18 protein-coding genes, 1 tRNA gene and 3 pseudogenes are annotated in these 22,603 nt (G+C 38.1%); 17 read left to right on the top strand and 5 right to left on the bottom strand.

The genetic code is table 11. The annotated features are described in order from the left end of the window. Nucleotides 1–38: 38 nt before the first annotated feature. Nucleotides 39–992 (bottom strand): alpha/beta fold hydrolase, encoded by a 954-nt coding sequence (locus KNL20_RS15805; RefSeq protein ID WP_230398651.1) that lies wholly within the window; start codon nucleotides 990–992, stop codon nucleotides 39–41. Between the two features lie 315 nt (nucleotides 993–1,307). Here KNL20_RS15805 and KNL20_RS15800 point away from each other — a divergent pair, with 315 nt between their 5' ends. The 14 genes and pseudogenes from KNL20_RS15800 (at nucleotide 1,308) to KNL20_RS15735 (ending at nucleotide 11,837) form a co-directional block, all read left to right on the top strand. Next, nucleotides 1,308–2,084, top strand: coding sequence for a ParA family protein (locus KNL20_RS15800; protein ID WP_230398650.1), 777 nt, complete (start codon nucleotides 1,308–1,310; stop codon nucleotides 2,082–2,084). Continuing rightward, nucleotides 2,075–3,010 (top strand): ParB/RepB/Spo0J family partition protein, encoded by a 936-nt coding sequence (locus tag KNL20_RS15795; RefSeq protein ID WP_230398649.1) that lies wholly within the window; start codon nucleotides 2,075–2,077, stop codon nucleotides 3,008–3,010. The genes KNL20_RS15800 and KNL20_RS15795 overlap by 10 nt, the downstream gene beginning before the upstream one ends. A gap of 15 nt (nucleotides 3,011–3,025) precedes the next feature. Next, nucleotides 3,026–3,544, top strand: a complete 519-nt coding sequence (locus tag KNL20_RS15790) for a DUF4446 family protein (protein WP_230398648.1) — start codon at nucleotides 3,026–3,028, stop codon at nucleotides 3,542–3,544. A 505-nt stretch (nucleotides 3,545–4,049) separates the two neighbouring features. Beyond that, nucleotides 4,050–5,336 carry a serine--tRNA ligase gene (gene serS / locus KNL20_RS15785; protein ID WP_230398647.1) on the top strand — a complete coding sequence of 429 codons (1,287 nt, stop codon included), beginning with the start codon at nucleotides 4,050–4,052 and terminating at the stop codon, nucleotides 5,334–5,336. After that, the gene (locus tag KNL20_RS15780; protein WP_329957481.1) at nucleotides 5,333–6,244 is read left to right on the top strand and encodes a DUF3881 family protein; all 912 of its coding nucleotides are present in this window, start codon (nucleotides 5,333–5,335) and stop codon (nucleotides 6,242–6,244) included. Before serS ends, KNL20_RS15780 begins: the two co-directional genes overlap by 4 nt. 11 nt (nucleotides 6,245–6,255) lie before the next feature. Beyond that, entirely contained in the window at nucleotides 6,256–7,044 is a 789-nt protein-coding gene (locus KNL20_RS15775) for a hypothetical protein (RefSeq protein ID WP_230398645.1), read from the top strand. 327 nt (nucleotides 7,045–7,371) lie between these two features. Beyond that, nucleotides 7,372–8,703, top strand: coding sequence for a uracil-xanthine permease family protein (locus KNL20_RS15770; RefSeq protein WP_230398644.1), 1,332 nt, complete (start codon nucleotides 7,372–7,374; stop codon nucleotides 8,701–8,703). A 139-nt stretch (nucleotides 8,704–8,842) separates the two neighbouring features. Then, nucleotides 8,843–9,007, top strand: coding sequence for a hypothetical protein (locus KNL20_RS15765; protein ID WP_230398643.1), 165 nt, complete (start codon nucleotides 8,843–8,845; stop codon nucleotides 9,005–9,007). Nucleotides 9,008–9,245: 238 nt separating this feature from the next. After that, nucleotides 9,246–9,321, top strand: a tRNA-Arg gene (locus tag KNL20_RS15760). A gap of 371 nt (nucleotides 9,322–9,692) precedes the next feature. Further along, nucleotides 9,693–9,889 (top strand): annotated as a pseudogene (locus KNL20_RS15755) (hypothetical protein). 38 nt (nucleotides 9,890–9,927) lie between these two features. Beyond that, the gene (locus tag KNL20_RS15750) at nucleotides 9,928–10,728 is read left to right on the top strand and encodes an SDR family NAD(P)-dependent oxidoreductase (RefSeq protein ID WP_230398641.1); all 801 of its coding nucleotides are present in this window, start codon (nucleotides 9,928–9,930) and stop codon (nucleotides 10,726–10,728) included. A 168-nt stretch (nucleotides 10,729–10,896) separates the two neighbouring features. Then, nucleotides 10,897–11,295: pseudogene (locus tag KNL20_RS15745) on the top strand (ParA family protein); the annotation flags it as partial. 1 nt (nucleotide 11,296) lies between these two features. Further along, nucleotides 11,297–11,527: pseudogene (locus tag KNL20_RS15740) on the top strand (IS3 family transposase); the annotation flags it as partial. After that, nucleotides 11,490–11,837: a hypothetical protein gene (locus tag KNL20_RS15735; protein ID WP_230398640.1), complete on the top strand. Its 348-nt coding sequence runs from the start codon at nucleotides 11,490–11,492 to the stop codon at nucleotides 11,835–11,837. The pseudogene KNL20_RS15740 and the gene KNL20_RS15735, both read left to right, overlap by 38 nt. Nucleotides 11,838–12,003: 166 nt before the next feature. On the opposite strand, the gene KNL20_RS15730 is transcribed toward KNL20_RS15735, so the two are convergent. From KNL20_RS15730 to KNL20_RS15715, 4 genes are all read right to left on the bottom strand, one after another. Further along, complete coding sequence (locus KNL20_RS15730) at nucleotides 12,004–13,521, bottom strand: InlB B-repeat-containing protein (protein WP_230398639.1); 1,518 nt, start codon at nucleotides 13,519–13,521, stop codon at nucleotides 12,004–12,006. A gap of 202 nt (nucleotides 13,522–13,723) precedes the next feature. After that, nucleotides 13,724–14,287 carry a 6-carboxytetrahydropterin synthase gene (locus KNL20_RS15725; protein ID WP_230398638.1) on the bottom strand — a complete coding sequence of 188 codons (564 nt, stop codon included), beginning with the start codon at nucleotides 14,285–14,287 and terminating at the stop codon, nucleotides 13,724–13,726. A gap of 86 nt (nucleotides 14,288–14,373) precedes the next feature. After that, a complete protein-coding gene (locus KNL20_RS15720) occupies nucleotides 14,374–14,763 on the bottom strand; it encodes a Fur family transcriptional regulator (protein ID WP_230398637.1) in 390 nt (129 codons plus the stop codon). 110 nt (nucleotides 14,764–14,873) lie between these two features. Continuing rightward, on the bottom strand, nucleotides 14,874–15,752 hold the full coding sequence (locus KNL20_RS15715) for a DMT family transporter (protein ID WP_230398636.1): 879 nt from the start codon (nucleotides 15,750–15,752) through the stop codon (nucleotides 14,874–14,876). A 144-nt stretch (nucleotides 15,753–15,896) separates the two neighbouring features. On the opposite strand from KNL20_RS15715, the gene KNL20_RS15710 reads away from it, so the two are divergent. Genes KNL20_RS15710 through KNL20_RS15700 form a run of 3 tightly spaced genes read left to right on the top strand, consistent with a single transcriptional unit; the run spans nucleotide 15,897 to nucleotide 22,593 of the window. Then, the gene (locus KNL20_RS15710) at nucleotides 15,897–17,519 is read left to right on the top strand and encodes a coiled-coil domain-containing protein (RefSeq protein ID WP_230398635.1); all 1,623 of its coding nucleotides are present in this window, start codon (nucleotides 15,897–15,899) and stop codon (nucleotides 17,517–17,519) included. Then, nucleotides 17,512–18,201, top strand: coding sequence for a DUF6063 family protein (locus tag KNL20_RS15705; protein ID WP_230398634.1), 690 nt, complete (start codon nucleotides 17,512–17,514; stop codon nucleotides 18,199–18,201). The genes KNL20_RS15710 and KNL20_RS15705 overlap by 8 nt, the downstream gene beginning before the upstream one ends. Nucleotides 18,202–18,219: 18 nt before the next feature. Further along, nucleotides 18,220–22,593, top strand: a complete 4,374-nt coding sequence (locus tag KNL20_RS15700; protein ID WP_230398633.1) for a coiled-coil domain-containing protein — start codon at nucleotides 18,220–18,222, stop codon at nucleotides 22,591–22,593. Nucleotides 22,594–22,603 lie beyond the last annotated feature (10 nt).

Genomic DNA, 22,603 nt, shown 5'->3' with positions numbered 1-22,603 from the left:
TATAACAAAAGGAACTGCCACGGGCAGTTCCTTTTGTATTAAAATAGAATTTTTATCTGATTAATAACCTCATTGGGAACCTCCAGTTGAGGCAGATGTTTTGATTTTGAAAGAAGAACTGATTCTACAGAGGTATTTAAAGCGGTATACATTGCAATTGTCTCCTGAATTCCTTCTTCATCAGAACCCCCCAATATAAAAATACTGTTATTTATAGATTTAAGAGAATGAGTAATATTAATATAGGAGTAGTTTCCTGCAATGCTTGAAAGCAAATACTTTCCATTTCCTTTTCCTCGATGAGCACCCTCGTAATATGCAGCACTGTCTAAATCTGATAGATGAAATGGATTATATAGCCACTTTTCAGTAAATTGAAGGTCAATATTTGATTTAGATGTTATCACATAATAGAGCATGGTTCCAATCAGAGGTAAATCCAGCAGGCTTTTTACAAATTTACTGCGTTTTGTAGGTATATGATTCAAGACTGCAAGATCTTCAGGATTAATCAACATAATCTTTTTAAAGTATTCAGAATGCAGATTACATGCAGTAATAGCAAATGAAGAAGAAAGACCTGTAGCTACTATATCAACAGGTTCTTTGATTACTTGTTTTGTAAAATCAGTAATTAACTGGACATATAAATAATTTGCATACGTAATGCTGGGTTTATCAGATCTCCCACATCCCAATAAATCCAAGGTATATACTGTATGAAATTCAGAAAGTTGGCTTATTAATTTTGTCCATTCATAGGCACTGCTGGAAGGCGTCAGGTCATGAATAAGTAGTATAGGGCTGCCTGTACCTTGCTTCGTATAATAGACGTTGCCATAACGCCATTTAAAGTAATCTTCTTCATCAGAGTTTAGTATATTTTTAATTGTTGCTGAAGCTGCAATGACTTTATTCAATAAATGAATTGTCATGACAGTCCCACCTGTCAACAAACTGAGCGTAATCAATTTCTTCTTTACAGATTTCATAAAACAGGCTCCCTTCTTTATGAGTTTAAAACTTAATTTAACAGCTCAGCCTTGCATCATGCGCTTGGATGAACTATTACAGCATAATAGTAGTATAGACTAAAAAACAAGTATTTACAAGTTATTTTATACTCTCATAAAATCGAACATACGTACGTAATAATTATAACAGATGTTTCACGTGAAACATCTGTTATAATTGTCTATTTCATGGAAAATGTTTCACGTGAAACATTTTCATGGAATTTTTAATTATCTAGTGTTATACTATAAATAACAAATGATAAAATTAATCGGTATGAAGGGAGTAATATTTTGAATAGAGCCATAGCCATAGCAAATCAAAAAGGCGGCGTTGGTAAGTCAACAACGGCAATTAATCTATCTGCATGTTTAGCAGAAGCAGGGAAAAGGGTACTTACCATTGATATTGATCCGCAAGGAAACACAACAAGTGGGCTGGGTATAGATAAAAATAATGTGAATAACACAGTCTATGAGCTGCTTTTAGGAGAATGTGAGATCAGTGACTGTATAATTGATTTAGAAATTGACAATTTATCGTTAATTCCATCAAATATAAATCTTTCAGGTGCTGAAATTGAATTAATTGGAGTGGAAAATAAAGAATACATATTAAAGAGTAATATTGAGCAAATGAAAGAACAATATGACTTTATTATTATAGATTGTCCTCCATCTTTAAATATGCTTACTATTAATGCAATGACAACAGCAGATACTGTTTTAGTACCAATACAATGTGAGTATTACGCATTGGAGGGCTTAACACAACTCATGCATACAATTGATTTGGTACAAGAAAGATTAAATCCGGATTTAGAAATAGAAGGAGTTGTATTTACCATGTATGATGCGAGAACCAATCTTTCTCTTCAGGTCGTTGAAAATGTGAAAGCAAATTTAAACCAAATGATATATAAGACAATTATTCCTAGAAATGTAAGATTGGCAGAAGCACCTAGTTATGGACTGCCGATTACATTATATGATAGTAAATCGGCAGGAGCTGAGAGCTATCGATTATTGGCAGAAGAAGTATTACATAGGGGGGATGAAGAATGGCTGTAAAAAAAGCAGGACTTGGTAAAGGTTTAGACTCTTTGATACCTTCTAATGCGATGAAAGGTAAGAAAGAAAAAAATACAGATCAAGAGAATAATAACGTTAAGGTTGTTGAGAAGGTTGTGGAAAAGATAGTCGAGAAACCTGCTGATATATATCTGAAATTAAGTGATATAGAACCTAACAGAGAACAGCCCAGAAAGACATTTGATGAAGATTCTCTTATGGAATTAGCCGATTCTATAAAACAATTTGGAATTATTCAGCCAATTTTGGTGCAAAAAAAAGATGAATATTATGAGATTATTGCAGGAGAAAGGAGATGGAGAGCTGCAAAGCTGGTTGGACTAAAAAAAGTTCCTGTCATAATAAAAAACTTTACGGATCAGGAAATGGTTGAAATATCTTTAATTGAAAACATTCAGAGAGAAAACCTAAATCCTATTGAAGAAGCTATTGCATATAAAAGATTAATTGATGAATTTTCTCTCAGACAGGATGAAGTTGCAGAAAGAGTATCAAAAAGCAGAACTACGATTACAAATTCCATGAGACTTTTGAAATTAAATAATAAGGTTCAGCAAATGGTGGTAGATGAAATGATTTCTACCGGACATGCCAGAGCATTGCTAGTGATAGAAGATTTGGACATGCAATATACTGTTGCTATGAAGGTATTTGATGACAAATTAAGTGTTCGGGAGACAGAAAAACTTGTTAAAGAAATTATGAATCCAAAGAAAAAAAATGATAAACAAGTGGATTTTACTTTGGATGCAATATATAAAAATCTGGAGGAGAAGATAAAAGGTATTTTAGGAACAAAAGCTTTTATTCGTAGAAGCGGTAAACAAAAGGGCAAAATTGAAATAGAGTATTATTCACAGGATGAATTGGAAAGAATTATGGACCTTTTAGAATCAATCAGATAAGGGGAGAATATACAGATGAGTAATTTATTTGATAAACTGGGGATTGATCTGGGTATTATAGTTATATTATTAATGATATTGGTAAGTGTCTTAATTATATTAACAGTAAAACAATCCTTTCAGATAAGCCGGTTGAAGAGAAAATATAAAATTTTTATGAAGGGGAAAGATGCACAATCGTTAGAACGTGTATTTGCAACAAAGTTTAAGGATATCGATAAATTAATAAAGATTAATGAAGGTTATCAGTTTGATGTCGATATGATAAAAAAAGACCATAATAAAATATTAAGTAAGTATGGCATTGTGAAATATGATGCTTTTGATGATGTTGGAGGAAAATTAAGCTTTGCATTAGCGATGCTGGATAGAAATAATACTGGATTTATTTTTGATGCGATTCATAGCCGGGATAATTGCTTTTTATATATAAAGGAAATTGTAAAGGGAGAATCCTATATTATGCTTAGTAAAGAGGAGATAAAGGCTTTGAAACAAGCTGTTAATTATAACAGCAGCGATGATGTTATTTAATCGGAAAATTAAATTTTAATTATGAAAAGGTGGATTCTGGATGAATTTGCCTTTTCTTTTAATAAAGGTATGTTTGTAAAGCTCCCATTGAATGGTTCTCTGTATATTAATATATTTATAGAAAATATATGCAAGTTATCCACAAAAAAATGAAATATACTGTAATTATGTTCATAACTTTATAAATTTTAATTATTTTTATATTTTATACAAAATTAGAACTAAAATAGTAAAAACAAAATACTATTTGATTTTTTATAATATTATGTAAATATATTATGTAAGCTATTGATTATATCTATTCATTTATATGAATATAAATTTAAAGAAAAATTAAATGTCCTTTTAATTTTAGCATTTTTAAATATTAATATCTTAAAGGTAAATAGTAACCTTCTTCTTAAATTTGTTTCAACACTTGAAAAAATGCAGATACTAGGATAAACTATTCAGAAGAATTAAATGTAAAATCATGCATTTAGAATTACAGGAGGACATAAACCTAATGTTAGATATTAAATTTTTAAGAGAAAATCCAGAGATGGTAAAACAAAATATCTGCAATAAATTTCAAAATCATAAATTGGTAATGGTTGATGAGGTTATAGAGCTGGATAAGGAAAACCGGGGTATAAAGCAAGAAGTTGAGGCACTGCGGGCTGATCGAAATAAGATATCCAAGGAAATTGGTAAACTGATGGCTCAGGGAAAGCGGGAGGAAGCAGAAAAAGTTAAAAGTGAAGTTGCAGCATCTGCTTCTCGTATTGAAGAATTATCGGTGAAGGAAAAAGAGCTGGAAGACGAAATTCTTAAGAGAATGCTAGTGATTCCCAACATTATAGATTCGTCTGTACCAATTGGTAAAGATGATACTGAAAATGTAGAAGCAGAGAGGTTTGGGGAGCCGGTCATTCCGGAATTTGAAGTACCTTATCATACAGATATTATGGAATCTTTCCATGGAATTGATTTGGATTCTGCAAGAAGGGTTGCCGGAAATGGATTTTATTATTTAATGGGGGATATCGCCAGATTACACTCGGCGGTAATATCCTATGCACGAGACTTTATGATTGACAGAGGCTTCACATACTGTGTACCTCCATTTATGATTCGAAGTGATGTTGTTACAGGCGTTATGAGCTTTGCTGAGATGGAAGCTATGATGTATAAAATTGAAGGGGAAGATTTATATCTGATTGGAACCAGTGAGCATTCTATGATAGGAAAGTTCATAGACCAGATTATACAGGAAGATGAACTTCCGCAGACACTCACCAGTTATTCCCCATGTTTCCGTAAAGAAAAAGGAGCTCATGGATTGGAGGAGCGTGGGGTATACCGTATTCATCAATTTGAAAAGCAGGAGATGATTGTGGTTTGTAAACCGGAAGATTCTGCCGCCTGGTATAATAAATTATGGAAGAATACAGTGGATTTGTTCCGTACACTCGATATTCCGGTTCGTACACTGGAGTGTTGTTCCGGTGATCTGGCTGATTTAAAAGTAAAATCCGTAGATGTGGAGGCCTGGTCTCCCAGACAGAAAAAGTATTTTGAAGTGGGCAGCTGCTCTAATCTGGGAGATGCACAGGCACGCCGCCTGAAAATCCGCGTAAATGGAAAAGAAGGAAAATATCTGGCTCATACGCTGAATAATACGGTAGTGGCACCTCCGCGTATGCTTATTGCGTTTTTGGAGAATAACCTGAACGCAGATGGAACGGTCAGCATTCCAAAAGCATTGCAGCCTTATATGGGTGGAAAAGAGAAACTGGTTCCTGACAAATGAAAATAAATGAAAAATTTAAAGGGGGTGTTTCCTTGCATGCATATATGAAATCCGTGGGTTTCTCTGATATTTCTTCAAGAAAAAAGATGGAGAAACTGTTGCAGGATGTAATCAAGAGCAGCGACAGGAGAAAAGTGGTTGAAGATGAGGAACACCGCCTGTTTGTAGAAATATCGAAGGAATATGGATATGACTGTGGGCTTACAGTCTGTGGAGAATTGGATGAGGAGGATAATCTTCATATTGATTATTGCTTTCCTTTTTATAATGGATCAAAGGTGACCAGTCAGGAAGATCTTGTAGTAGAGAGACATTCAGATAAGGTTTCATATGCCGGCGCCTGTGATGATTACAGAGTGGGAATTACTTTAATCTTTTACCTGCAAAATGCCGCAGAGTATCTGAATGAAAAAGACAAGGATCTGCTCCATGACTCCCGCACATCTGTTACATTGTCAGCCCTGGCTAAAAGCGGAACAATTCTTCTTCCTTTAAAAAAGGCTGAAAAAACCGCTGAATCCCAGCAGAACTGGCAGGAGCATAACGCTTTGATAGCGGCAGCCAGAAATGGAGATGAAGAGGCTATGGAAAGCCTTACTATGGAGGATATTGATACTTATTCATCCATCTCCAGACGTATTCGCAAAAAGGACGATGTTTTTTCAATTGTTGATACGTATTTTATGCCTTATGGAATTGAATGTGATCAGTATAATGTCATGGGTGATATTATGGAATATGATATTACGGTAAACGAATACACTGGTGAAAAGCTGCATTTAATTCAAATATTGTGTAATGATATTCCGCTGGATATATGTATAAATGACAAGGATCTGGTGGGGGTTCCCGAAGTTGGGCGTCGGTTTAAGGGGGTTATCTGGTTAATGGGAAAAATAAATTTCTGAGAGGATTCGGAATGAAAGAACAAGAGAAGACTGAATTAACTGAAGTGCACGATGAAAATAAAGAAAATGAAGAACATGAATGGAAAGATGCATGTGAGATTCAAAATGAAGATAGGAAGATGAACCGGGTAACAGGGTTTGGTATTACCATATTGATTCTTGCAGTCATAGTCTTATCTGTCTGTGTGGTCTATTCCCAGAACTTAAATAAGAACCTTGCGGAGAAGACAGTCGAGGTGCAGAATGAATATAAAAAACTTCAGGAATCCATAAAGGAAGAAAGTGCTAAGGCGGGCATAACGGAAACACCTCAAAAGGATGGAACTGACGGAGCCTCATCAGCTTCATCTGATGAGCAGCAGGCGGGAACAAATCAGGAAAAGGTACTTACCATACCGGAAAGTACAGCGGAATATGTTCCCTATGAAAACTATATTGAAGGAAAAAAATTCAGTTTCAGTTACCCATCGTCCTGGGATGGTAAAGTTATATTTTCGAATGAAACACAAGATGATGGCACGGTTGTCATAACATGTTATGCGAGTAGTCAGTATAGTGATTATCAGAACGGAGCTTCTGAAACAGGTGAAATATTTCACATAGTAGTAAATAAAAACCCTGCTTATCAATCAGAAAAGAATAAACAGTATAAGATGTCCGAGAAAGACGGCTATTGTGGATATTATGAAGAGCCATCCGGAATTACATATGATTACGTAAATCATCCGGAATATGCAGAGGTTTTTAAGTTGGTTTATGAAAGCCAGGCGAAGGTCTGGAGAAGTTTTAACTTTGAGTGATATAAAAAGACACCACAAATTGATTTCTAATAATAGGAATTAATTTGTGGTGTCTTTGCATAAACATTAGTTTACATAATAATATAAGGCCCAAAAAGGAATTTGACCCTATAATACTACGGGTTGCTCCGAAAAAAAAGTGCTTTCAGATAGTAATAAAACATTATCAATATATAATAAAAATTTATCAAAAAATCTAAAATAAAATTTCAAATATACAATAATTTTCAGGTTGACAATAGAAGATTTATATTTTATATTTATAAGAAAATACAAAAAAAATTATGAAATCTAATTTTTATTGTGAATACTGGAGAGGGAAAAGTTATGGAAAGAAAAATGACGGCAACGCAATCAGAACTTTTTAAACTGGATGGGAAACCATCATGGAAAGAAGCATTTCCACAGGCTATGCAGCATGTTCTTGCAATGCTGATTGGTAATATCACACCGCCGATGCTTATTGCTGCGACATGTAATCTTTCAGGTGAAGAAAAGATTATGCTGACACAGGCGGCTATGATTATAGGAGCAATTACAACACTTCTTCAATTATATCCGGTGTTTGGATTCGGAATGGGCCTTCCTTCTGTTATGGGAGTGGCATTTGCATATATGCCGATTCTTACCATGATTGGTGAGCAGTATGGTATTGCTGCAATTTTTGGTTCTCAGCTGGTAGCAGGTTTTGCTTCTATATTTATTGGAATGGGAATTGGAAAGATACGTAAATTTTTCCCGCCAATTGTCAGTGGAACTGTAGTTTTAAGTATTGGTTTGTCTTTGTATGAAACGGCCATTAACTATATGGGTGGAGGAGCAGGTGCAAAAGCCGGAGGGACTTTTGGTTCAGGAAAGTTCTGGATTTTGGCTATAGTAACCCTGGTTGTAACCCTGGCCTGTAGTTTGTTTGGCAAAGGATATATAAAAGTATCCGGAATGTTAATTGGAATTATTGTAGGATATATCGTGGCTTTGTTTATGGGAGATATTGTTAACTTTAAGGAGTTATCCCAGGCAGGTATTATATCTATTCCGAGGCCGTTTTATTTTGGACTGGAATTTCATCCTGATGCAATTATTATGATGATTTTAATGTATATAGTACAAGCTGTACAGACGATCGGAGATGTTTCTTCCACTGCAATGGGTGGATTTAACAGACAGGCAACCGATAAGGAACTTGGTGGTGCCATCAAAGGACAAAGTATCTGTGGTATGATTGGTGCCTGTATCGGGGGTCTTCCTACGGATCCATACAGTCAGAATGTCGGTTTGATCTGTACCACAAAGGTAGTTGCCAAGAGGGTTTTCTTTTTAGTAGCTATGGTTATGCTGGCAGCCGGTATTTCGCCTAAATTCAGTGCACTGATGGCAACAATTCCGCAGCCGGTACTGGGCGGTGCTACAGTAACTGTATTCGCAGCAATTACAATGTCTGGTATCCAGTTACTGACTGAGCAGCCTTTGAATTACAGGAATAAAATGATCGTGGGTATTTCACTTGCAATTGGCGTAGGCATTGATTCGGTTCCCGAAATACTTCAGTTCTGCCCGCAGCTGCTTAAGAATGTACTGGGAAGTTCTCTGATGGTCTCTTTCCTGGTTGTGTTTATTTTAAACCTGATTGTGCCAAAGGATGATACACCGGCAGATTAAAGCTAAAGTGTGATTTATGAAATTAGAAAGCGGAGCCTGGTAAGTATCAGGCTCCATGACTTATGTACCGGAGATGGGTCTAAGGTAATTATAAAGACCGTAAATTGACCATCTCATTCCTAACATTTTCTGGTCGGATGTGGAAACATTAACTCTTGTAGAATTGTTTGATGCCTTCGAGTCAGAGGTTGCGACACAGGATAAGATCATGGACATGCAGGAAGAGACGATCCGTCTTCCGGAGGAACAAAATGATCTGCTGATGAAGACCCTGCATAAAGCCATTTACCATAAAAAATGTTGATAACTTATTTAAAATAAATTGATTTTGTTAAAAAACTGTGTTAGAATATATAAGTCGGTTTTTGTAGATCAGCTGGAGCGTTCGTCTCCTAAGGGCTAGTTGGGACAATCGCCAACATTTCTAATTTTATATTCGTCTCCGTACCTCAGCAGGATAGAGGGTCCGCCTCCTAAGGTGACGTAGAAACATAACCCTTTGAAAAAAAGGTGATAGGTCAGTAGTCAAAAATTTTATAAATGTCTCTGTAGCTCAGTGGATAGAGCACTCGCCTCCTAAGCGAGGGGTCGGACGTTCAAATCGTCTCAGGGACGCCAGAAATAACGCCGAGAATCTTGTAAAATCAAGGTTTCCGGCTTTTTATATTTTCCGAGAGTTTTTGAACTCATAGCAATTTGCGATTAGCAGGAGCGATTTCTGCTAATGAGATTAGACCATAGAGGAGTTGAACTCTGACTTTTCAGCACAAATTAGCTTACTAATGATTAGCAGGATTTTTTCAAAGTTTGCTAATGAAAACAGTTCTCCTGCTAATTTGCCGAAAAATCGTGCTAAAAACCTTGCTAATTTGAAAGGCGATTGTTGCCTGTAAAAAGACCTGATTTATGGGGCTAAATAATTTCAAACACTACACATTTGAACTGCGTTTCATTTCCATATACAATGAAATCATAAGGAGGTGGCGAGTATGAAAGACCCGACATACCATCTATATTTGGATAGCCATGAGAGAAAGATTGCAGTACATAGCCTTGTGGAGTTGAAAAACCAACTCATTCAGCAAGGCAGATATACCGACTGCATTGATGAACTGATATTTAAGATGGCAAATGCTCTGTGAAGAAATTGAAAGTGGATAGAAAAATTTACGGAAAGATGTTATAATAGGCTGAAACAAATCAGAATTTGCAAAGGAGAGCGCAATGAGAAAAGTATGGCTTATTACAGGTGGAGCAAAAGGAATGGGATATGCTGTAGCAATGGAAGCTTTGAAAAACGGTGATTCTGTTATCGCTACTACTCGTAAAGAGAATGATTTTGTTGCACCAACCGAATATAAAGACCAAATTCTTAATTTGAAATTAGATGTTACGGATAAGGATGAAAAAGCGTTTGCTGATGTTGCTGAAGCGGGAGTGAAAAAGTTTGGAAAAATTGATATCCTTTTGAACAATGCTGGTCGAGGAAGGATAACATTCTTTGAAGAGACAAGCGAAGAAAATATGCGTCAGCTATTTGAGACAAACCTCTTTGGAATGATGAAAATGACTAAAGCAGTTCTTCCAATTATGAGAAAGCAAAGAAGTGGACACATCATCAATGTTTCTTCTACAGCATCTTTTTCTCCCGGACCAGTTTTGTACCATACAAGCAAGTTTGCAGTGACAGGATTTTCTACGTCTCTTGCCTTTGAAGTAGCACCATTTGGTATTAAGGTTACAAATGCTGTACCAGGTATGTTTGGGACGAATTTTTATAATAAGAATGTGTGGGGAACGAATCCAGATAATGTTATAGAAGATTATAATGAGTCAAGATGGCAGGATTCATTTACAGAAAATGTATCAAATATGCAGTTTGGAGATTTAGACTTACTTGCAAAAAGAATTGTGGAAGTAGTATCTATGGATAATCCACCATCGATGTTACCACTTGGAGATGATGCTCCAACAGTAATTGAAGGTTGGTGTGAGTCTATACAGAAGGATATAAATAAATTATAGTGACTCAGTTTCATAAACAAATTCAAATTTATCTTTGAGACCTACTTTAAAATATAATAATGATTTACATAGCCGATTGGTATAACAGCCAGTCGGCTTTTTTCATGACCTTTTTTACATAGCCACCCTGATAAGGTGGCTAAATTTATGCGAAAGGAGGACGCTACTATGTCAAATTGCAAAGTAATTGCTCTGACCAATCAGAAAGGTGGTGTCGGCAAAACCACCACAGCGGTCAATCTGGGAGTGGGTCTGGCAAAGCAAGGCAACAAGGTTTTACTTGTCGATGCTGATGCACAGGCAAATCTGACAATGGCATTAGGCTATGCCAAACCAGACAATATTCCCGTTACGCTCTCTACCATTATGCAGGACATCATGGACGATAAATCCGTTGATGTTCAAGCAGCTATCCTGCACCACAATGAGGGTGTTGACCTGCTCCCGTCTAACATTGAGCTGTCAGGTCTTGAGGTAAGGCTTATCAATGCCATCAGTCGTGAGAGCATTCTGAAAACTGGCATCAATGAGGTTAAGAAGAATTATGACTACGTTCTGATAGACTGTAATTATTGGTTACAGTGCCGGAAGGAACAAAGATTCTGTGCTGGTAAGCAAGGCTTTTTCCAAGGTTAATGTCAATCTGGACAAAATACAGATATTTCATACAGACCGTGGAAATGGGTTTAAAAACAAAATTCTGGATGAAACGCTTGAAGCCTTTCATATCCGCCGTTCTCTGAGTATGAAAGGATGTCCCTATGACAATGCAGTGGCAGAAGCTACGTTTAAAATTATCATTTGACCTAAATGATATGACACCAGCTAATCGTGACAAGTGTATGCACTCTTCTCGTAAGTGGTATTTAAAAATTGAAGGATTGTATCGAGATTTTATAGAAAAAGATGCTCTTAAGAAAGGATACCAACTAAGTCAGGACTACGGTATGAGATTGACAATAAAGGACCCAACAGGAAAAGCACCGATTTATAATGAAGTCGCACAACAATTGACATACCTTAACTTCATACATCATGATGTTTACGTAAAAAATCAGGTTCATGTTACAAGTGCTTTAGAAGATGATAATGAGAAAACTGAAATTTAGTACAAGTTAGTTTACAACGGACACTTTCACCAGAGATTCTGTAAACCTCCAAACGGGTGTAAGAGAATCACAACAGTTTGGAGGTACTTTTATGCCAAAGAGAACAAGGAACGAATTACCACAAGAACTGTCCTTGCATAACTATCAATATATTTTATATCGGTTTTTAATGTTTATTCAACCCTTTCCTTTTACGCAATACGGCAAGAACAGCCAGTCCCAGTGCCGATGCACCAGACACCGTCCATAGAACTGCATTGCTGTTGTCACTCGTCTTAGGGTTGTAACTCACCTTACGGATGACCTGTGGAGAACTACTTTTGTAAACCTTTACTGAAGGCTTTTTATTTCCTGGCTTACTAACATCTTTATTGTCCTTGTCATCTTTATCGGCATCAGTTCCTTTATCTTCTTTATTGTCCTTGTCATCTTTATCAGCATCAGTTCCTTTATCTTCTTTTTCCCATGCAGCCCAGAGGGTTATGTTGTAATCCGCAACCGTATCTTTATCAAAATCCCAAAATAATGGTTTATTATCTCCCTCGAAAGCATAAGCCCATCCTGCAAATTGATAACCCTCCCGGGTAGGATTTTCCGGCTTTTCGGTAATCTTTCCGCCGGACGGAACGTTAGCTTTATAAAAACTATTAAAATCTGTATTTATACCGTCATTGGGGTCAAAAGCCACAAAAAAGACTTTTTCCCATACAGCCCAGAGGGTTATGTTGTAATCCGCAATCGTATCTTCATCAAAATCCCAGAATAATGGTTTATTATCTCCCTCGAAAGCATAAGCCCATCCTGCAAATTGATAACCCTCCCGGGTAGGATTTTCCGGCTTTTCGGTAATCTTTCCGCCGGACGGAACGTTAGCTTTATAAAAACTATTAAAATCTGTATTTATACCGTCATTGGGGTCAAAAGCCACAAGAAAGACTTTTTCCCATACAGCCCAGAGGGTTATGTTGTAATCCGCAATCGTATCTTCATCAAAATCCCAGAATAATGGTTTATTATCTCCCTCGAAAGCATAAGCCCATCCTGCAAATTGATAACCCTCCCGGGTAGGATTTTCCGGCTTTTCGGTAATCTTTCCGCCGGACGGAACGTTAGCTTTATAAAAACTATTATAATCTGTATTTATACCGTCATTGGGGTCAAAAGCCACAAGAAAGACTTTTTCCCATACAGCCCAGAGGGTTATGTTGTAATCCGCAACCGTATCTTCATCAAAATCCCAGAATAATGGTTTATTATCTCCCTCAAAAACATAAGCCCATCCCGCAAATTGATAACCCTCCCGGGTGGGATTTTCCGGCTTTTCGGTAATCTTTCCACCGGACGGAACGTTAACGTTGTAAAAACTATTATAATCCTCAGTTTCACCATCATTGGGGTTAAAAGTTACGATCACTTTCTGTGGCTCCGTATTACTGCGGACTTCAGCATCCTTAATATCTGTTTGAGCAGCTTCATTAGGCAAAATAGTTTCTTCTAAAACAACTTCATCATCTGCGCCTGTAATTTCTCCGGTAATACTTTCTTCCTCCGGACAAATAGTTTCATTAGCCGGTTCCTCTGCGGCCAATACCTGCACCGGTAATGTTACACAGAAAATCATAATTGTTATAAAAACATACAGTAGTTTTGACATACGGTCCCTTTTGTGTAGCTTGATTTTCATATTCTCCTCCCTGAATTCAATCTGCCTTGTCTATGTTTCTACATCATTATACACATCAGATAAAGAAAAAAAACAAATACTTTTTATTACCTTTTTACAAGGAGATACTTGGAGAAAAGCACATAAACAGGAGAATTCTGGTTTATCCAAAATTCTCCTGTTTTTGAAAGGCAATTGTTACATGACTACTTTATGAATGCAATTATTTTTTGTATCCGCACTTGGGGCATACGCCGTTTTCATCTAAAGCAATACCACACAGAGGACAACGGTCAATCTGATTTTCGGTTTCAAATTCTTCAGAAGCTGCATTATCACCGCTGGTGAAGGTGAGTTTTGCAATATTCAGCTTATCCTTCAGCAAGTCATAAACAATCTTGATCATTCCTTCAACAGTCATTGTCTCCTTTGTAACCACCAAACGACATTCTGGATATGCGATTGCAAGCTCTGTCTTAAAAGCAGGTCCTTTCATTTGATTGGTCGGTGCACCGTTCTTAATGCCCTGCTTTTCGTAAACATCAAGAATTGCAGGCAGCAGAGGATCATCCTCTCGAAGAACCAGTGCATGATCAAAATTCTTCAAGACGCCCCATGCGGTCTTCTTAATTTCATTACATGGAAAGACCATATTAACACCCATATTAACAGAATCCTTTACCTCAATTGTCAGGGTACCTGTGTGGCCGTGCAAATACTGTGCTTCTCCTTTAAATCCATAGAACCTGTGTGCATACTGCAATTCTAATGTTGTAATGCTTCTCATAAACTATTCTCCTTTTTTATATAATTTACGGGGTGTTTCTATGCTCCCGTATAAGCACGAAATAATGTTATACCTGGTCGCCTGCATCATAATAGCTTATTACTGCAGTCCCTGCATATACCTTTAAAAACGATATCATGTCCGGTAAATAGGAACCCGTGAGCATCCCGGATAGATTTCTCAATATCTTTCATATATTCCATGTCAACATCAAAAACACGGCCACATTTTACACATCTTGCATGATAGTGTTCACTGCAGATATGGTCATAACGGTCAGCTCCACCGGGAAATTCCCTTTTACAAATTTTCCCCATTTCACAAAGCCGCTGCAGGTTCCGATACACGGTTGCTTTACTGATGTGTGGGTGTTCATGAATGAGTGTTTCATATATCTCATCTGCAGTTGCATGGCAGCCGAGCTGATTTACAGTCTCAAGAACTAAATCACATTGAATGGTTTTGCGTCTGATCATAATATAGCCTCTTTATAATAATTGTTCCTTATTAGTATTGTATATCAATAAAGTTCTTGTGTCAAGAGAGAAACACAATTATAAATAGATTTGGCAAGTACCAGACATCTTTATTCTTTAGACCCGGCAAAGTAAGTACCGATAATCATAATTACCAATGCAATTACAAATGAGACGGATGGAACTTCGCGAAAAAGAATCAGAGACAATAAAACGCCGATAAACGGGGAAAGTGCATAAAATGTGCTTGTTCTTGCGGCACCAAGCTCCCGTTGAGCATAGATGTAGAAGAGAATACTAAGTCCGAAAGAAACAAATCCAACAAAAAGAGCCGGAAATATGTACCTGGCATCTGAAAGCCGTTCTCCCAGAATCAAAGAAATCATCATGGATCCGGTCCCACAGCCGAAACCTTTGATAACGACAATTTCCAGCGGATCCTTATCTGAAATCATTCTGGTAAAATTATTTTCAAATCCCCAGCATATACAAGAAAGCAGTATAAAAAGTGATCCAAAAGAAAGTGTAAGACAAGCGGTATCTCCCACAGAGATTATCATACTGGCTAAGGATACAAGACCGACAGCGATCCATAACCGTATGGATATAAATTCTTTGAAGACCATAAAGGCGATGACAGAGGTTGCTGCAATTTCGAAATTATTTAGTAATGAGGCATTTGCAGCTGAAGTCATGGATAAACCGATCATTTGGAAGATAGAAGCTGCTATGTCAAGCATAACCATGCCTACGGTATAGGGCAGCTCTTTTTTGGTAAGTGGGGATTCCGTTTGCTTTTTTCCATATTTCTGTTGAACGAATCGAATAAGAGAAAGACCAATACCTGCTCCAAGGTATAAAAACGCAGCCATCATGACAGCGGGAACTTTTGTGAGCAGCAATTTTGAAACAGGAGAATTAAGTGCGTATAATGCAGCTGCGAAAATTGCACATATAGCTGCTGTTCTTTTATTTTGTCTGGATTTCATAAACCGCCTCCTTCATATCCCCCATGGGGGGATATGAAGAGTATAACATAGCGTACCAGTGAATTCAATTGTGCATATACTTGCTGTCATTCCCACAATGTGATATCTTATAGTGGAGAAAAGCAAAGGGAGTGGAATATAATTTTGACTTATGAATTTTTAAAGAATTTTCATAAAAGGGCAGAGATTGTTGCAATCGTAGCCTTTCTGACAGAGCGGGTATCCAGGAAACAGAAACTCAGGGAGTATCACATAAACGGATCAGAAGCGGTGAATCTGGTCATGTTGGTGCTTTTGTTTATAATGGAGAAATCTCTGATAGAAGAGACCTGTACAAAGCAGGATCTTGCGGGTTTTATCAGAAGAATGGATGCTGAATATCTGCATAAGAATCTACAGGATGAGGAATATCAGGATATAACAGACTGCCTGATTAAGGAGTGTCTGCAAAATGCCGGTGTTCCTTATTATTTTATTACATATAATTTTGAATCCCAAAAAGAAGAAAAGATTCATGTTAAATTAATTGATGACAAAAGGATTTCTCTTGGTGGTGATTCGGTCTATTCTTACTATATGACGCCTCAGGGGTATAAGTTTATGTTTAATACTCTGGAAATCGAAGAGGCCATGCAGATTTCCATTGAGCAGTTCAAGTTAAGCCTGTCTATCAAAAAGCGAAATTTCACGGATGCCAGAAACAGCGTGGATAATTTGTTTCATTTGAGTAAAACCCAGATACAGAAAATTAACTACTTTATCAAAAAAGTCAAGGAAGATATAGGGAATGCCGGTATTGACGAATATGAGAAAATTTATAACAGTACCTTTGACACGTTGGAGGAACAAAAAAGCGGATATGACAGCTTGTATGAATTGATTGCAACAGTGGAACAATCCCTGGAGGAAAGCGATGACAAGTGTTCTCCGAACGTGATGGAACAGGAGCGGGAGAATCTGTTTTATATCCGGAGCCGCCTTAAAATGATTATTACGGAACAGTCCAGACTCCTTTTAAAACAACAGGAGCTTCAAAAAATATATAATGAGGCAGTTGATGAGCTTTTGTTTATAGGATTTGAGAATCGTATGAACTTTGAAGAGGCAGTAGTGAATAGATTGGAAGAAGATATTACCTTAAGCAATCCATTGATTAAAGTATTGAGGCCTTTATTCAAGCCCTCGGTAAATCAGTATTTTAATTTTGGGAAGGTTCTTAAGGAGCAGAAAATCCAAAGTGGAGAGACATCCAACGAGGGTAGTGGTATTCTGATGTCGGACAAGTATTTCAGTAAGCTGGAAAGTGAAAATGATAAAAAGATACGCGATAGAAATGAAAAGTATCTGGATATATTTGAGATGATCTGCAAATATACAGCTGCGGCGGGAAAAGAACTGACGCTTAAGCAACTGCTTGAAGCCGTAGGCGAGGAGTACGGGAAACTGGTGCCTGAGATCAGAATTCTTACGAATGTTTTGCTCAACTTAAGCTCGCAAAAAGAAATTGATTTTATACTGATTAAACAGCAAAAGAATAGGACCTTATTTAATCCCTCAGAAGAGTTTGATGTAAAATACTGTGTTTTAAGGCTTATTGGCAGAAACAGTATCTACAAAAATATAAAGAAACTTACAATTCAGGTATTTCCAAAAGAGCAGATTTTTATTCCGGAACGTGCGATGGAACATGGGTCAGCTATGGAAATCACTATGGGACTTCACTGTCCGAATCTGTTGTTTAAAATGGAGGTAGAGGATTTTGAATGAAGCAAATCTGAGTAAAGCCATGAGAATCTATTATTTTCTGCTGAAAGAAGGAGAACTCAGCTATGAAAATAATAAGGAATTTTATATGGATTACTCTGACAGTGAAGTGCGGGAACTGTTGGAGATCCTTGCGAAAGAAAGCGATGTTTCCATCGAGCGTTTTAATCAGGTGGTTTATTTGATTCCCCATGAGGAGAACGATGTAATTGGTATCAAAGATATGAAGCTGCAAAAGGTCATTAGCTATGATGCCAGAAAGGTAGACTTTTATCTTTCCCAATATATTATCACAATCTTGATTATGACGTTTTTCAGCGGTAAAGGAAGTTTTGTAAAATCCAGAGACTTTATCAGGGTTGGAGATTTGGAAACAATTGTAAGTGAACGTCTTACCTTTGCCGCCCGTAAAAAAAATATTGAGCGGGAACAGGAAGAGGCAAAGTTTAATATTACTACGATGTACGAACAGTGGAGTGCTCTTCCAATTGATGAGCCGGGGAAGAGGAAGACAAAATATGGGTATTTGCGCAGTGTTTGTGCATTTATGGAAAAGCAGGATCTGCTGATTTATGATAAGGCAGAGGAGGAGGCCAGGCCCACAGTAAAATTCACCAATCTTATGATGTATCATTTCCTGGATGGGGAGAGAATTGAAATTATTGAGAAATTACTGGAAAGATAAGGATGATAAGGAGACACAATGGCAAAGATCGGAAAGATAAGAATTATTAATTTTGTATATAACGAAAACAGGCATATCTACGATCAGACTTTTGATTTTGCTGATGGCGAGGACGCCTTGCTGAACCTGCAAAACGGTGGAGGGAAGACGGTTCTGGTGCAGATGATGATGCAGCCGATGGTGCCAAAGTTAAAGTTGAAGGATCGAAATTTCAAAAGCTATTTTACAAACGTTAAATCGCCTTGTTATATTATGATCGAATGGATATTGGACGGACAGTCAAAGCGTGTTATGACGGGAATAGGCGTCAAAAGGGTTCTCAGCAGAAACACCGAAGAGGAGGATGAAAGGCTGAAAGTGGTTACCTTTCTTTCTGAGTATGAGGAGGGCGGCAGATTTGATATCCGAAATATTGAATTATTGGAGGAAGAAAAAGGTGTTGTAAGGCTGATTGAGTTTGATAAGGTAATTAAAAGTCTTTCCAATGCGGAAAAAGAAGGACAGAAGGTATGGCTTTACCGATGGGAACTGCCGGATGATAAAAGAGAGTATAACCGAAGACTGCTTGCATATCAGATTCATGCATTTGAGTGGAAAAATCTGATGGTAAAAATCAACGAATCAGAGGCAGGGCTGAATTCTTTTTTCAATGACTGCAAAACAAGTAATGCGCTGATTAAGAAATGGTTTCTTCCAACAATTGAGGATCAGTTAAATCAGGATGGAAGCTTTATCGAGAATATCAGAGAATTGATCAAGAATCATGCTGTTTCCCGGCTGAGGAATGAAGCTATGGTAAAAGAACGGGTGGTTTTTGAAAACTTCCGGACAAGGTCTGAACCTCTGATAGAAGCATTGGAAAAACAGGAAAATTCTTTTCAGCTGAACAGAATCTGTAAAGAGAAACTTGGAAATGCAGGAGAGGCGGTGAAGAGACAGCTGCATATGCAGCTTGCATCAGAAAAGCGCCTGCTGCATGAAACGGATCAAATGAAAGAAGCATTTAATTATCTGGAATATGAAAGGTTGTCCGGGGAATATCATAAGGTCAATAAAGAACTCGGGGAGCTGGAAAAGCATCAGGAAGATCTTGCGCATGCACTTAATAGTCAGAAGGAAAAAGCTCATAGATTGGAGTATCAAAAGAAAGTGATGCTGGGGCTTTCCTGCCGGGAGGAATTAAAGGAGCTGGGCAGCAGGATTACCGGATTCGAGACGGAGCTGGAAAAGGAGAACCTGAAGCAGGAGGACCAAAAAGAAATTATTTTAGATATTTCATTTTCCCTGAAAGAGATTTATGGGGAGAGGGGAAAAAGTCTAAGAGATTTAAAAGAGCTGGAAGAAGGACTGTTAAAAGAGGCAGGAGACAGGCAAATCGACAACAAAAACAAGAGAAAAGACCAAAAAGAAAAGGTCAAGGTTCTGCAAAAAGAACGGATTGATGTTCTAAGCCGTATCAAAGCATATAAAGAAAGGGAAAAGGAATTACTGGTATCTTATCCGGAAATTAATCTACGCTCCCGAAAAGGGGGAGATACTTTCCTTGATCCAACGGTCATAGAAGAGAAGTTCAGACAGGAAAAGGAAGAATGCCGGCAGCAGATAGAGGAACTCAAGGAGCAGGCAGAACGTCTCAGCCAAAACCTGAACGTGGCACAACAGGAATTACAGGAATGCACAAAAAGGCGGGAGACACTCGCTGTGGAAAAGAGTCAGTCGGAGAATGCACTTCAGGTCTTTAAGGATAAGAAAAACCAGATGGAAAAAATCCTCCGGGGATACCAATTAACGGAGGATGCTTTATATGACAGAGAGAAAGTCTTAAGTATACTGCAAGGGGAAGCCGAAAGGTACAGTCACCTGATTCAGGAAATGACACTGGATAATTCAATACTTAGGAAGCAGCAAAAGCAATACGAATCGGAGCGCATAGCAGAGTTGCCGGAGGAAGTTGTAAAGGTTCTGGAAGAACATGGTATCTATGCGGAGCACGGGTACGAGTGGATTAAAAATCTTGACTGTGACAGATATGAAAAGGTCAAACTTTTAAAAAACAACCCATTTTTGTCTGTTTCCTTAATTTTGTCCCGTAAAGATATGGATAAAATCAGGAGCCTGGAATTCCAAGGAGCTCTTCCGTCCTTTTTACCTCTGATTGAAAAAGAGAAGTTGGCGGATTCTCTGGCTGTTAAATCCGGGAAACATGTTTACCGTCTGGGGGAGTCCGAATTCCTAGTTACATATGATGACCGGCTGCTGAACAAAAATTTTCTGAAAGAGCTTATGGAAGAAATCAACTTAAAAATAAGGAAAAATGATGAGGTCTGCTTATCGGCAAGGGAATCCTTAAAGCATACGGAGATTGCAATTCTAAAGGCGGAGAGTTTTACTTATACAAGGGAGGAAGCCGAAAGAATCTTCCGAGCCCATGATAAGGCCGAAGAGATCCTGCAATCCAATGAGCAAAGCATTATGGAGCTGGAAATTGAAATCAATAAGCTCAAAAAACAGCTCTCAGAGAAGGAAATAAAGAGGTGGGGAATTGAAAATCAACAGGGGATCTTGTTACGAAGAAATGAAGAAGTGTCGGTATTCCTGAAAAGGACAGAGGAAATCAGAGGAGCCAGGGAGAAGAAACAGCAGTTGGAGAAGCAGGAAGAAGAGATGCTCCGTCAGATAGGAGAGATCGAGGATGTCCTGGAAAAAATCTCGGAAGAAATTCATGAAAAAGAAGAGATCTTAAGAAACAGAAATACAGATATTGAGAATAACAAAAAACAATATCTCAGATATCAGGATGCGAAACCGGCGGGAAGATTTTACGAGGAACCGGAGAAGCTGGAAGCCAGGTTAAAAGTCCTGACTTCTGAAAGCGACGGAAAAATCCGGAATCTGCAGGATATACTGGAGGATTACAGACGCAGACGGGAAGAGAAGCAAAAAGAGCTTATGCAGCTGTATGTCAGGGACGAGGATTACGAGGGCAGGGAATATAGTGCTTCACTGCTCGACAAAATAACAAAAGAGCAGGGGGAATCAGAGCAGATAGAGGCTGAGTTAAAAGGGGAGCTTGACACTGTGCGTATTGCTGCTGCCGGTAAAAATTCAGATGTAAAATATGCGCTTAGGATGATAACAGACCGATGTGGCCGAGACAAGGCACTCAACCCGGAGGCAGTCAGAAGTCTGGATTTTGAGGCGGAAAAGAAAAGCTGTAAGGATGCATTGAAGAAACTGGAAAAGGAACTGCTTGTACTGAAAAAGGATACAGGGGAGCTGAATAAGATGCTCTTTACTCTGGAAGAGTTCCGCAGCTTTGCGGAAGAAGACAAAGAAGGATTTCCATTACCCGAGGATTTGCAGGAATGGGTAAAGGAGCAGCTGCAGATGGAAAAGCATACGGCGGAGAAGATACGGATACAAAGAGATAGCCTGTCTTCCGTCTACATGGAACTGGAGACGGAGTTCACGGTTAAAAGTGAGATGTTTAAGGTTCTCTTTGGCTCTATTCTGGCAGGGGAAAAAAGATACCAGCCGGAGCTTGCAAAGCATGCTTTTTCCAGGGTGTATATGCAGATTGACAGAAAGCTTGCGCAGCATTCCATCGATTTGAAGAAGATGGATGACATGGAAAAAAGTATTCTTGATAATACGCTGAGCTATCTGAAAAATGTATATGATGAGCTGAACAGTATTGACCGGAACTCAGTCATTGATCTTGATGGACGCAGATGTAAGATGCTTTTAATTGATCTGCCCCCAAAAGACAGTCTGGACACGTTGGCATTAAAGGAGTACTTGAAAGAAACTATCTTAAAGTGCGAGAACTTGTTCAGGCAGGAAAAGTCCGCCGAGAACCTGCTGTTGAATGAAATTAATTCCTATGCCCTGTTTGATCGGTTTGCAGGTATTAACAAAGTTCACATAAATCTGATGAAAATAGAGCCGAACCGATTGAGAAAGAAGAGCTGGCGCCAGGTGATTGAAGAAACCTCAGGAGGAGAAAAGTTTGTCAGTGCTTTTGTTGTATTTATATCTTTGCTGACTTATATGCGTGGAGAAGTTATGCCGGGGAATTTAAGTCAGAGTAAGGTTCTGATTATGGATAATCCCTTTGGTCCCATTACCTCGGAACATTTGCTGAAACCATTGTTTGAAATTTCCAGGAAGTATAATACCCAGATGATATGTCTTACAGATTTAAAAGAACATACAATTTATGACCGTTTTAATCTCATCTATTCACTGAGTATTGAGCGGGAGGTGGGGAGAGATGAGGAGTACATTGAGCAGCGGACTGTTAAGAGAGAGATTCCCGGGGAGGAACAGGAAGCAATATCGGCATCTCTCTTTCGGATTGATGATCTGTCACGATTTGAGAGAGTTAATTAAGAGGTGGAAA

Origin of the sequence: Novisyntrophococcus fermenticellae (assembly GCF_018866245.1) — a bacterium.
Lineage (GTDB): Bacteria > Bacillota > Clostridia > Lachnospirales > Lachnospiraceae > Novisyntrophococcus > Novisyntrophococcus fermenticellae.
This window is presented reverse-complemented; position numbering and strand designations above follow the sequence as displayed.

Excerpts from the sequence above, each read along its gene's own strand:
- KNL20_RS15805 (WP_230398651.1), bottom strand. The coding sequence starts at position 992 with ATGAAATCTGTAAAGAAGAAATTGATTACGCTCAGTTTGTTGACAGGT.
- KNL20_RS15795 (WP_230398649.1), top strand. The coding sequence starts at position 2,075 with ATGGCTGTAAAAAAAGCAGGACTTGGTAAAGGTTTAGACTCTTTGATA.
- KNL20_RS15790 (WP_230398648.1), top strand. The coding sequence starts at position 3,026 with ATGAGTAATTTATTTGATAAACTGGGGATTGATCTGGGTATTATAGTT.
- serS (WP_230398647.1), top strand. The coding sequence starts at position 4,050 with ATGTTAGATATTAAATTTTTAAGAGAAAATCCAGAGATGGTAAAACAA.
- KNL20_RS15780 (WP_329957481.1), top strand. The coding sequence starts at position 5,333 with ATGAAAATAAATGAAAAATTTAAAGGGGGTGTTTCCTTGCATGCATAT.
- KNL20_RS15775 (WP_230398645.1), top strand. The coding sequence starts at position 6,256 with ATGAAAGAACAAGAGAAGACTGAATTAACTGAAGTGCACGATGAAAAT.
- KNL20_RS15770 (WP_230398644.1), top strand. The coding sequence starts at position 7,372 with ATGGAAAGAAAAATGACGGCAACGCAATCAGAACTTTTTAAACTGGAT.
- KNL20_RS15750 (WP_230398641.1), top strand. The coding sequence starts at position 9,928 with ATGAGAAAAGTATGGCTTATTACAGGTGGAGCAAAAGGAATGGGATAT.
- KNL20_RS15735 (WP_230398640.1), top strand. The coding sequence starts at position 11,490 with ATGACAATGCAGTGGCAGAAGCTACGTTTAAAATTATCATTTGACCTA.
- KNL20_RS15730 (WP_230398639.1), bottom strand. The coding sequence starts at position 13,521 with ATGAAAATCAAGCTACACAAAAGGGACCGTATGTCAAAACTACTGTAT.
- KNL20_RS15725 (WP_230398638.1), bottom strand. The coding sequence starts at position 14,287 with ATGAGAAGCATTACAACATTAGAATTGCAGTATGCACACAGGTTCTAT.
- KNL20_RS15720 (WP_230398637.1), bottom strand. The coding sequence starts at position 14,763 with ATGATCAGACGCAAAACCATTCAATGTGATTTAGTTCTTGAGACTGTA.
- KNL20_RS15715 (WP_230398636.1), bottom strand. The coding sequence starts at position 15,752 with ATGAAATCCAGACAAAATAAAAGAACAGCAGCTATATGTGCAATTTTC.
- KNL20_RS15700 (WP_230398633.1), top strand. The coding sequence starts at position 18,220 with ATGGCAAAGATCGGAAAGATAAGAATTATTAATTTTGTATATAACGAA.